Origin of the sequence: Mycobacterium sp. 852014-52450_SCH5900713 (genome assembly GCF_001667075.1) — a bacterium.
In the GTDB taxonomy this organism is placed as follows: Bacteria; Actinomycetota; Actinomycetes; order Mycobacteriales; family Mycobacteriaceae; genus Mycobacterium.
The window spans coordinates 1-9980 of sequence record NZ_LZIL01000076.1 but is presented as its reverse complement, the minus strand read 5'-3'; the positions used below and the strand labels follow the sequence as shown (position 1 = coordinate 9980).

General features: G+C 67.8%; 7 protein-coding genes and 1 pseudogene. 5 read left to right on the top strand and 3 right to left on the bottom strand.

The genetic code is table 11. From position 1 onward, the window contains the following. Nucleotides 1-25: 25 nt before the first annotated feature. Nucleotides 26-370, bottom strand: coding sequence for a DUF732 domain-containing protein (locus A5773_RS22810; RefSeq protein ID WP_082948352.1), 345 nt, complete (start codon nucleotides 368-370; stop codon nucleotides 26-28). Nucleotides 371-838: 468 nt separating this feature from the next. On the opposite strand from A5773_RS22810, the gene A5773_RS22805 reads away from it, so the two are divergent. From A5773_RS22805 to A5773_RS22795, 3 genes are read left to right on the top strand one after another with little or no spacing between them, the layout of a single operon-like run. Then, entirely contained in the window at nucleotides 839-2644 is a 1806-nt protein-coding gene (locus A5773_RS22805) for an N-acetylglutaminylglutamine amidotransferase (protein ID WP_067262151.1), read from the top strand. Continuing rightward, complete coding sequence (gene ngg / locus A5773_RS22800) at nucleotides 2641-4434, top strand: N-acetylglutaminylglutamine synthetase (protein ID WP_067792765.1); 1794 nt, start codon at nucleotides 2641-2643, stop codon at nucleotides 4432-4434. The genes A5773_RS22805 and ngg overlap by 4 nt, the downstream gene beginning before the upstream one ends. A gap of 55 nt (nucleotides 4435-4489) precedes the next feature. Then, nucleotides 4490-5965, top strand: coding sequence for an MFS transporter (locus tag A5773_RS22795; RefSeq protein ID WP_067792762.1), 1476 nt, complete (start codon nucleotides 4490-4492; stop codon nucleotides 5963-5965). On the opposite strand, the gene A5773_RS26615 is transcribed toward A5773_RS22795, so the two are convergent. Beyond that, complete coding sequence (locus A5773_RS26615; protein WP_304441460.1) at nucleotides 5956-7428, bottom strand: serine/threonine-protein kinase; 1473 nt, start codon at nucleotides 7426-7428, stop codon at nucleotides 5956-5958. The two genes, A5773_RS22795 and A5773_RS26615, sit on opposite strands and share 10 nt — an antisense overlap. A 421-nt stretch (nucleotides 7429-7849) precedes the next feature. Here A5773_RS26615 and A5773_RS22785 point away from each other — a divergent pair, with 421 nt between their 5' ends. After that, nucleotides 7850-8563 carry a TetR/AcrR family transcriptional regulator gene (locus A5773_RS22785; protein WP_066953929.1) on the top strand — a complete coding sequence of 238 codons (714 nt, stop codon included), beginning with the start codon at nucleotides 7850-7852 and terminating at the stop codon, nucleotides 8561-8563. Nucleotides 8564-8582: 19 nt separating this feature from the next. Then, nucleotides 8583-9488 carry an alpha/beta fold hydrolase gene (locus A5773_RS22780; protein ID WP_066953628.1) on the top strand — a complete coding sequence of 302 codons (906 nt, stop codon included), beginning with the start codon at nucleotides 8583-8585 and terminating at the stop codon, nucleotides 9486-9488. Between the two features lie 31 nt (nucleotides 9489-9519). On the opposite strand, the pseudogene A5773_RS22775 reads toward A5773_RS22780, so the two are convergent. Continuing rightward, a pseudogene (locus A5773_RS22775) lies at nucleotides 9520-9980 on the bottom strand (hypothetical protein); the annotation flags it as partial.

Genomic DNA, 9980 nt, shown 5'->3' with positions numbered 1-9980 from the left:
TGGTCAGGAGACCCTCAGGAGACCCTCAGGAGACCGGGGTGCCGATAGCGCCTCTGTGTTGGGGGCAATAGGACGCGACTGAGGCGCCGAGAAGATAGCCGGCCTCGTGCGCCGACAGGTCGGTGGCCCGTACCACGTTCAGCACCAACGAGGTTGGCGTCTTCCCCGAATCGAGTCCGGCGCACATGTTATGTCCCGCGGCGATTGCCGCTCCGCGGTCGGTAAAGACAATCCCGTTGCGCTGAATCTCCGAGATGAACGAATCGTCTTTTTGATCGGCCGACGCCGGCGTCGCGAAAAACACCGCGGCGCCGCCCGCGAGCGCGACTATTGCCGACCAGTTCCCAAGGCGCGCAATTGTTCGGGTCACGATGTTCCTCGATGTGGCATCTGGGCTCTACGCCTTAACGGTGGCTGAACATTAGCCAGAATCGACGCATTTTTCCCGGCGGCTTCAACCGCGCCACCTCACAGAGATCGGCCCCGTTTTCCCGGGCGATTGGCGGCTCGTGCCCCAGCACGCCGCGCGGCACAGCGCCACGCGGGTATCAAAATCCCTGTGCGGCGGGCATTTCCATTCGCCACCCCCGGCGCGCACGATCCGCGCGCCGGCGCAGCGGCGAGGCGCACCTCGCGCGGGGCGGCCACCGGCGAGAGCGGAGCGAAACCAAGATTTAACCGTCGCGGCGGCCGGCGCGGGCAAACTCCGGCCCTCCCACCGATAATCCGCGCCCGATTTGCCGCCGTCGGCCCCCGGAAGCCGGTGCGAGCTGCGCGCCGACCCATTTCACAGTGGCCGTACGGGTGCGCCGGAACCCCCTTCGGTATGGTTCAAGGAGTGTGCGGAGTCACCGGGGAGGTACGGCTCGACGGGCAGGTCCCCGATGTAGCAGCGGTGTCAGCAATGGCCGCCGTGATGGCGCGACGGGGTCCCGACGCTTCCGGCGCCTGGTCACAGGGCCGTGTCGCGCTCGGTCATCGTCGCCTCAAGATCATCGACCTGAGCGAGGCCGGCGCCCAGCCGATGGTGGACCCGGAACTGGGTCTGGCCATCGCCTTCAACGGCTGCATCTACAACTACAAAGAGCTGCGCCACGAACTCACCGGACACGGCTACCGGTTCTTCTCGCACAGTGACACCGAAGTCCTGATCAAGGGCTACCACCACTGGGGCGATGACTTCGTCAGCCACCTGCACGGCATGTTCGCCTTCGCGATCGTCGAACGCGACAGCGGCCGGGTGCTGCTCGGTCGCGACCGGCTGGGGATCAAACCGCTCTACCTGACCGAGGACAGCCACCGCGTCCGGTTCGCCTCGGCCCTGCCCGCGTTGCTGGCCGGCGGCGGGGTGGACACCCGCATCGACCCGATCGCGTTGCACCACTACATGACGTTTCACTCGGTGGTCCCCGCGCCCCTGACCATCCTGCGGGGCGTCCGCAAGGTGCCGCCCGCTTCGCTTGTCGCCATCGAGCCCGACGGCCGGCGCACCATCACCACGTACTGGACCCCCGACTTCACCCGGCACGACGACCGCGCCGGCTGGTCGGAAACCGACTGGGAAGACGCGGTGCTGGACGCGCTTCGCGTCGCGGTCAAACGCCGGCTGGTCGCCGACGTGGCGGTCGGCTGCCTGTTGTCCGGCGGTGTCGACTCGAGCCTGATCGTCGGCCTGCTCGCGGAGGCGGGCCAGCACGGCCTGATGACCTTCTCCATCGGCTTCGAGTCGGCCGGTGGCGTGGCGGGCGACGAGTTCCGGTGGTCAGACATCATCGCCCGCCGCTTCGAAACCGACCACCATCAGATCCGCATCGAAACCGACCGGATGCTGCCCGCGCTCGACGGGGCGATCGGCGCGATGAGCGAGCCGATGGTCAGCCACGACTGTGTAGCCTTCTACTTGCTCAGCCAGGAAGTGGCGCGCCACGTGAAGGTCGTGCAGTCGGGCCAGGGCGCCGACGAGGTGTTCGCCGGCTATCACTGGTACCCGCCGATGGGCTCGCCGGCCGCCGCCTCATTGGAGGGCGCGGTCGCCGAGTACCGCGGCGCCTTCTTCGACCGCGATTCGGCGGAACTGGCAGGCCTGCTCGGGCCGGGCATCATGGCCCCGGGTGACCCGAGTGAGCGCTTCGTCACCGAGCACTTCGCGCGCGCCGGCGCCGAGACAGGCGTCGATCGCGCGCTGCGGCTCGACACCACCGTGATGCTGGTGGACGACCCGGTGAAACGGGTCGACAACATGACCATGGCGTGGGGCCTGGAGGGCCGGGTGCCTTTCCTCGACCACGAGCTCGTCGAGCTGGCGGCGACCTGCCCCCCGGAACTGAAGATCGCCCACGAAGGCAAGGGCGTGCTCAAACAGGCTGCGCGACGGGTGATTCCGTCGGACGTCATCGACCGCCCCAAGGGATACTTCCCGGTCCCCGCGCTGACCCACCTCGAAGGGCCCTACCTCGACATGGTGCGCGATGCACTCTATGCGCCAGTTGCCAAGGAGCGCGGCCTGTTTCGCACGGAGGCGGTCGACGCCCTGCTGGCCGACCCCAACGGCAAGCTGACGCCGTTGCGCGGCAACGAACTCTGGCAGCTCGCCCTGCTCGAGCTCTGGCTGCAGCGGCACGGCATCACGGGCCCGGTGGCATGACCGTGACCGATCCCCCCGGCGACCACACCGAGGCGATCACGATGGGCCTCCACGACGCCTCGCCGCCGGAGCTGGTGGAGGCGATGGCCAAGGATGTCGAGCTCGAATTGGGCTGGGGCCGGCTGATATTCGGCCAGACCTTCGCCGACTCCCACCAGCTCGTCGAGGCGCTGCGCCGGGAGGGACCCGGCCGCCGCGACATCTGCATCTACGCACGCGAATCCCACGTGGTGGTCGCCGAAGCGCCGACCGAACTCTTCATCGATCCCAGCCACACCTATCGGCTGCGCTTCACCGATGCCAAGCCCGAAGACCTGTCGCCCGCGCCGCTGGGCGTCACCGTGCGCACGCTGAACGATCCGGTCGACGCCGACGCCATGAACCGCGTCTACGTGCGCTGCGGAATGGTCCCGGCCGGGGTCGACGTCATCTGGAGCAACCACCTGAATGTGCCCGCGGTGACCTACCTGCTGGCGGTGCGCGACGAAGACGGCGCGGTGGTGGGCACCGTGACCGGCGTCGATCACGAGCTGCTGTTCTCCGACCCCGAACAGGGGTCGAGCCTGTGGACGCTGGCCGTCGACCCGGCCGCCGGGCTCCCCGGGATCGGCGCCGCCCTCACGCGGGCGCTCGCGGAGCGCTTCCGCAACGCGGGCCGCGCCTACTTGGACCTGTCGGTCGCGCACGACAACGCCGCCGCCATCGGCCTGTACGAGAAGCTGGGCTTCCGCCGCGTGCCCGTGCTGGCGATCAAGCGCAAGAACGCCATCAACGAGCCACTTTTCAGCCCGCCGCCAGAGACGGTCGACGACCTCAACCCCTACGCCCGGATCATCGCCGACGAGGCGCTGCGCCGCGGCATCTGGGTGGAGGTGCTCGACGCCGAGACCGGCGAGATGCGCCTCACCCACGGCGGCCGCAGCGTGGTCACCCGGGAGTCGCTGTCCGAATACACCTCGGCGGTCGCCATGTGCCGCTGCGACGACAAACGGCTGACGCGCCGGCTCGTCTCCGAGGCGGGCATCACCGTGCCCCGCGCCCGGCTGGCCACCTTCGACGAAGGCGACTACAACTTCCTCACCGAGGTCGGGGAGGTCGTCGTCAAACCCACCCGCGGCGAACAGGGGAAGGGCATCACGGTCGGCGTGACCGCCGACAACGGCCCCGAGGAGCTGGCCGCCGCCCTGGCCCGCGCCTGTCAGCAATACCCCGACGTGCTGATCGAGCAGCGCGTGCAGGGCGATGACCTTCGGCTGGTGGTGATCGACGGCCGGGTGGTGGCCGCCGCGCTGCGGATGCCGCCCGAGATCATCGGCACCGGCGAGCACACCATTCGCGACCTGATCGCCGCCGAAAGCCGGCGGCGCTCCGCGGCCACCGGTGGCGAGTCCCGCATCCCGCTCGACGACCTCACCGAGGCGACGGTCGCCGAGGCGGGCTGGACGCTGGACGACGTGCTGCCCCAGGGCACCCGCCTTCGCGTCCGGCGCACCGCCAACCTGCACCAGGGCGGGACGATCCACGACGTCACCGCGGTGGTGAACGCGGAACTGTGCCGGGTCGCGGTGACGGCGGCCGAGGCGATCGGCATCCCGGTGACGGGCATCGACCTGCTGGTGCCCGACGTCACCGGCGCCGAGTACGCCTTCATCGAGGCCAACGAACGACCAGGGCTGGCCAACCACGAACCACAGCCCACGGCCGCGGCGTTCATCGACTTCCTGTTCCCCGGCCACCCGGGCCAGCCGCAAGCCTGGACTCCAGAGGAGTCGCGCGCCGAACGCGGCTGAGGCTTGCTGTGCGCCTCGCTTGGGTAATTCTCCAATCACCTCAGATAGGAGCCAGATGAGCGAAAGCGTGCAAACCGGAACCATCACGACCCGCGTGCCGGCGCGGCTGGACAGGCTGCCGTGGTCCCGATTCCACTGGCGCGTCGTCATCGGGCTCGGCGGGGTGTGGATCCTCGACGGGCTCGAGGTCACGATGGTGGGCAACGTGTCCGCTCGCCTCACCGAAAAGGGCAGCGGCATCGACCTGAACGCGGCGCAGATCGGCCTGGCCGCCGCGTTCTACATCGCCGGTGCCTGCCTGGGCGCGCTGTTCTTCGGTCACCTGACGGACCGCTTCGGGCGCCGCAATCTGTTCATGCTGACCCTGGCGGTCTATCTGGTGGCCACAGTCGCGACCGCATTCGCTTTCGCCCCTTGGTATTTCTTCGCCGCGCGCTTCTTCACCGGCGCCGGCATCGGCGGCGAGTACGCCGCGATCAATTCGGCCATCGACGAATTGATCCCCGCACGCCTGCGCGGGCGCGTCGACCTGATCATCAACGGCACGTACTGGCTCGGCTCGGCCGCGGGGGCCGCCGGTGCGCTCGTCCTGCTCGACACCTCGAACTTCGCGCCCAACATCGGCTGGCGGCTCGCCTTCGGCATTGGCGCCATCTTCGGCATCTTCGTCCTTCTCGTCCGGCGCAACGTCCCGGAGAGTCCGCGGTGGTTGTTCATTCATGGCCGCGACCAGGAGGCCGAGCGGATCGTCGGCGAGATCGAGGAAGCGGTGCGGCAGGAAACCGGCGAGCCGCTGCCCGAGCCGCACGGGCGTGAGCTCAAAATCCGCCAGCGCGAGACGATTTCGTTCCGCGAAATCGCCCGGGTGGCGTTCAAGCTCTATCCGCAACGCGCCATCCTGGGGCTGGCGCTGTTCACCGGGCAGGCGTTCCTGTACAACGGGGTGACGTTCAATCTGGGCACGCTCTTGAGCGGGTTCTATGGAGTGCCGTCCGGGAAGGTGCCGCTGTTCTTCATCCTCTGGGCGCTCAGCAATTTCGTCGGGCCGCTCGCGCTCGGCCACCTCTTCGACACCATCGGGCGCAAGCCGATGATCACGGCCACCTACATCGGGTCCGCGGTCGTCGCCGCCGCCCTGGCGGTCCTGTTCGTGACCCAGACCGGCGGGGTCTGGGCGTTCATCGGCGTCCTCGCGGTCGCGTTCTTCCTCGCCTCCGCGGGCGCGAGCGCCGCCTATCTGACGGTCAGCGAGATCTTCCCGATGGAGACCAGGGCGCTGGCGATTGCGTTCTTCTACGCGGTGGGGACCGCGATCGGCGGCATCACCGGCCCGTTGCTGTTCGGGCAGCTGATCAGTTCCGGGGAACGCGGTCAGGTGGTCTGGTCGTTCTTGACCGGCGCCGCCGTCATGGCGATCGCGGGGCTGGTCGAATTGCGGCTCGGGATCGCGGCAGAACGCCGCCCGCTCGAAGAGCTGGCCTTGCCCCTGACCGTCGCCGACGCCGACGCCGATCGGCGGGATCAACCGTAGGCGTCCCACCAGGTGTGCAGGTCTTCAACGGTGGCCGGGTCCCCGGACACGTCGCTGAGCATCAGTTTCGCGTCGTTGGTCCAGATCACGTTCGGGTGGTTGTTGTAGGTGCCGCACGCGATCAGCCCGGCCATGTCGTTCGGGGTCTGGTCGTAATGCCAGCTGACCGGTGAGCGTCCCTCGCCGGGACAGTTCACCAGGCTGACGTTGGCGATGTCGTTCTCGAAGGCCCGCTTCAACGGGTCGGGCGTCGCGAACAGCCCGTAGGTGGCGTGGCTGGGACCGCCGGGCTGGGTGTTCTGCCCGCAGGTGACCATCGCGACCGCGTGCACCCAGATGCTGCCCGACTCCGGGGTCGCCGGCGTGCACGTGCCGGCCAGGTAGCCGGGCGGGAGCAGGCTGATCAGCCGGGCCTGGTCGTCATTGGGGGCGGCGCTCGACGGCGGCGGGGTCTTCGCGACGGTCGCCTTGGCGTGCCGCTGGCCGGCGGGTTTCAGGATGAGCCAGAGCCCGACGGCGCAGACGGCGACGACGACCACCGCGGCGGCGGCCACGATCGGCCAGCGATTGCGCTTAGCCGATGTGCCTGGCCGCTCGGAATCCGATGCGGGGGAGAGGATTTCGCTCTGGCGCAGGATCGTGTCCGCGCGTTCGCGCTCGGGGCTGCTGAGCGCCAGCCGCGCGGCCTCGGCCAGGGCGCCGGCGGTGGGGTAGCGCTCGATCGGGTTCTTGGCCATGCCGCCCGCGATCACGGCGTCGAAGGCCGGGCTCACCCCGGCGCCCTGCTCGCTGGGTTTGGGGATGGGCTGCATCATGTGGGCGCTGATCAGCATCCCGGTGCTGTCGGCGCGATATGGCGGGGTCGCGGTCAGGCATTCGTAGAGCACGCAGGCCAGCGCGTAGACGTCGGCGCGCGGCGTCACGTCTTCACTCGAAAACCGTTCGGGCGCCATGTACTTCAACGTGCCGACCGCGGTGCCCAGTTGGGTGAGCTTTTCGTCGGTCTTGGCGCTGGCGATCCCGAAGTCGACGAGATAAGCGAAGTCGTCGCCGGTGATCAGGATGTTCTGCGGTTTGACGTCACGGTGGGTCACCCCGGCCGCATGGGCGGCGTCCAGGGCCGACGCGATCTGCCGGATGATGGCCACCGCCCGCGGTGCCGGCAGTGGCCCGGCCCGTTCGAGCATGCTGCCCAGGTCGACGCCCTCGATGAGCCGCATCTCGAGATACAGCTGCCCGTCGATTTCGCCGTAGTCGTGTATCGGGACCACGTGGGGTTCCAACAGCCGGCCGGTGATGAGGGCCTCGCGTTCCATTCGCTTGCGGAACACGGGATCCTGGCTGAAGGTGTGCGACATCAGTTTCAGCGCGACGGTCCACTGTTTGACGGTGTGTTCGGCTTCGTAGACCTCGCCCATTCCACCGCGACCGAGCAGCCGCGTGAGCCGGTAGGGCCCGAACATCGTCCCTACCCGCGGGTCCTGCGCGCCGGTCACTGCTGACTCCCATCGAAGGACCATGGCGGTGAGCGCCCATTGGCCGCACCGCAGGAAAAGTACAACATGCTCGCGCGGATGTGTCCGCGCGGGCGGGTGGTCAATCGAAAGCCGCAGCGGCGCCACTGCAGCCGCGATTGGCCAAAATCACGGTGGCGCAGCATGTTCGGATATTGATGTGCACAAGTCCCTTCGTTATTCGGCCGGGGTGCAGCGGGAGGTCCGCATCAAGGTCGACGGCCCGCATCCGACCGGTGGTCTTGTATACCGACCATCGGTCGGTTAACGTCTGTCTGATGGTCGAGGAGCCGAGTGTGCGGACTCGCCGGGGGCTGTGGGAGCCGGGCTCCCTCGACGGGGCTCCTGCCTTGGTGGCGGGATGGTCCGCATGCCACGGGTAGTGAAGCACCCCGACATTCGCCGGGCCGAGCTGTTGGAGCGAGCATCGGCGATGTTTGTCCAGCGCGGCTACGACAATGTCAGCCTGAATGACCTGATTGCCGACGCGGGGGTTTCCAAAGGTGCCTTCTACCATTGGTTTCCGTCAAAAGAGGCCCTGATAACCGCGCTGGCCGAGCGCAGCGCGCGCGATCAGTACGCATCGGTCGAAGACGCGGTCGGCCGATGCGGTGGTAACGCGTTGGATCGGTTGAACGCCCTATTGCAGTCGGGTTTTGACGTCAAGATGGAGTTGGAGCTTCCCGAACGGCTGGCCGCGATGGTTTCGTTGCTGCGGCCCGAGAATGCGCATCTGTACGGGCGAATCGTCGCTGCCGGAGAGGGTTTGGTCCGGCCACTACTGACGAAACTGATTTCCGACGGTGTGCAGGAGGGCGTCTTCGACACATTCGATCCCGAAGGCGTTGCCGATATGGTGCAGGGCCTCGCCGCCCGGCTCAACTCCAACGTCGTGCAGGTAGCCGATGCTTGCGATGAGTCGGCCAGAGATCGAGCGATCGAGGTTCTGACGATGAGGTCAAGGCTGCACGGCCTTGCGATCGACCGTGTCCTGCGACTACCCGACGGCAGCGTCGCCGTACTCACCCCTGAGCAGGTCAAGGCGATGGTAGCGGCACTGCCGCGCAATTACCGACGCGGTTGAATGGAAAGGACTGGTCTCGTTGAGCACGGCGAAACCGAAGTATTCAAAGGGCGCGGTGACGTCCAAAGACGGCACGACGATCGGCTTTCGCCGGCTTGGCGACGGCCCCGGGTTGGTGATCCTGCACGGCGGCGCACTGGCCTCCCAGCACTACTTGAAGCTGGGCGCCGCATTAGCCGACCGGTTCACCGTCTACCTGCCGGATCGACGCGGTCGGGGGATGAGTGGGCCCTATGGTCCCAACTACAGCATCGCCAGCGAGGACGAAGACCTCGACGCCATTGTCACCGGCACCGGCGCCCGGTATGTCTTCGGAGTCGCTGATGGCGGCTTGTTCGCCCTACATGCATCCATGGCGATACCGGCGATCCGCAAGGTCGCCGTCTTCGAGCCGGTCCTGTTCGTCGGCCAACCGGGTCTTGACGAGTTCAGAGGAATAATCACCCGTGGGCAACGCCTGGTGGCCAGCAACGACATCGGCGCAGCGATGGCAAGCCTGGCCAGAGACGCCCAAGGCTCAGACCCACGGGCACAGGCGGTTTCAGCGCCGTACCGTGTGCTGGGCCGGGTGATGACGCAGCCGAACATCTGTCGCGTGTTGTTATGGGCGGACGCGCGCCGGGTCAAGGATGACGATGCCGCCCTGCGTGACTTGATTGTCGCGTGGAAACGGGAATTGGAAATGGTCGAGGCCACCGAGGGCACCATCGACGACTACAAAAACGTGACCGCCGAGGTCTTGCTGCTGTGTGGCACCGGCGCCCCAACACTTTTCACCGGCACCCTGGACGCCTTGCAGACGGTGCTGCCGCGCGCGACCCGCGTCGAGTTACCCGGACTCAACCACGGCGCCCCCCAGGACCAAGGCGGCAGCCCCGCGGTCGTCGCCGAGTCACTGCGAACGTTCTTCGGCACCGGTACTTGACGGCGGGACCGGACCGGCGGGCTGTGGTCGCTCAGCGCGTTGGGGGAGAGATCTGGGTGACGGTGCCGTCCGCGGCCACCACGATGGTGCCGCTGAGGGCGCCGTCGCTGGCGTTGATCTGCAGGTGCAGGCCACCGTCCTTGCGCGATTCGATCCCCAGGAAGATCCGGTTGGCGTCGTAGATCTGTAGGGTCTGGGGCGCCTGCTGCACGACGTCGACGACCGCCTGCACGTCGAACTTGCTGAGGTCACCGACCACCAAGCGGGATGACACCGCGTTCTCGGGGCCGCCGCTGGCCCAGTTGCCGTCGCGATACAGCCAGCTCACCACCTTCCGGGGGTTCGCCGTGTCCGGACGCATGACGACCACCTGGGTTTGGTAGATGTTCAGCTGATAGCCCAGGGTGTCGCCGAACTGCGTCCGCATCTGCGCCAGCACTCCGCTCACGCCGCTCAGGGTCAGCAGCCGGGGGGGGGGGGGGGTCGGGGCGG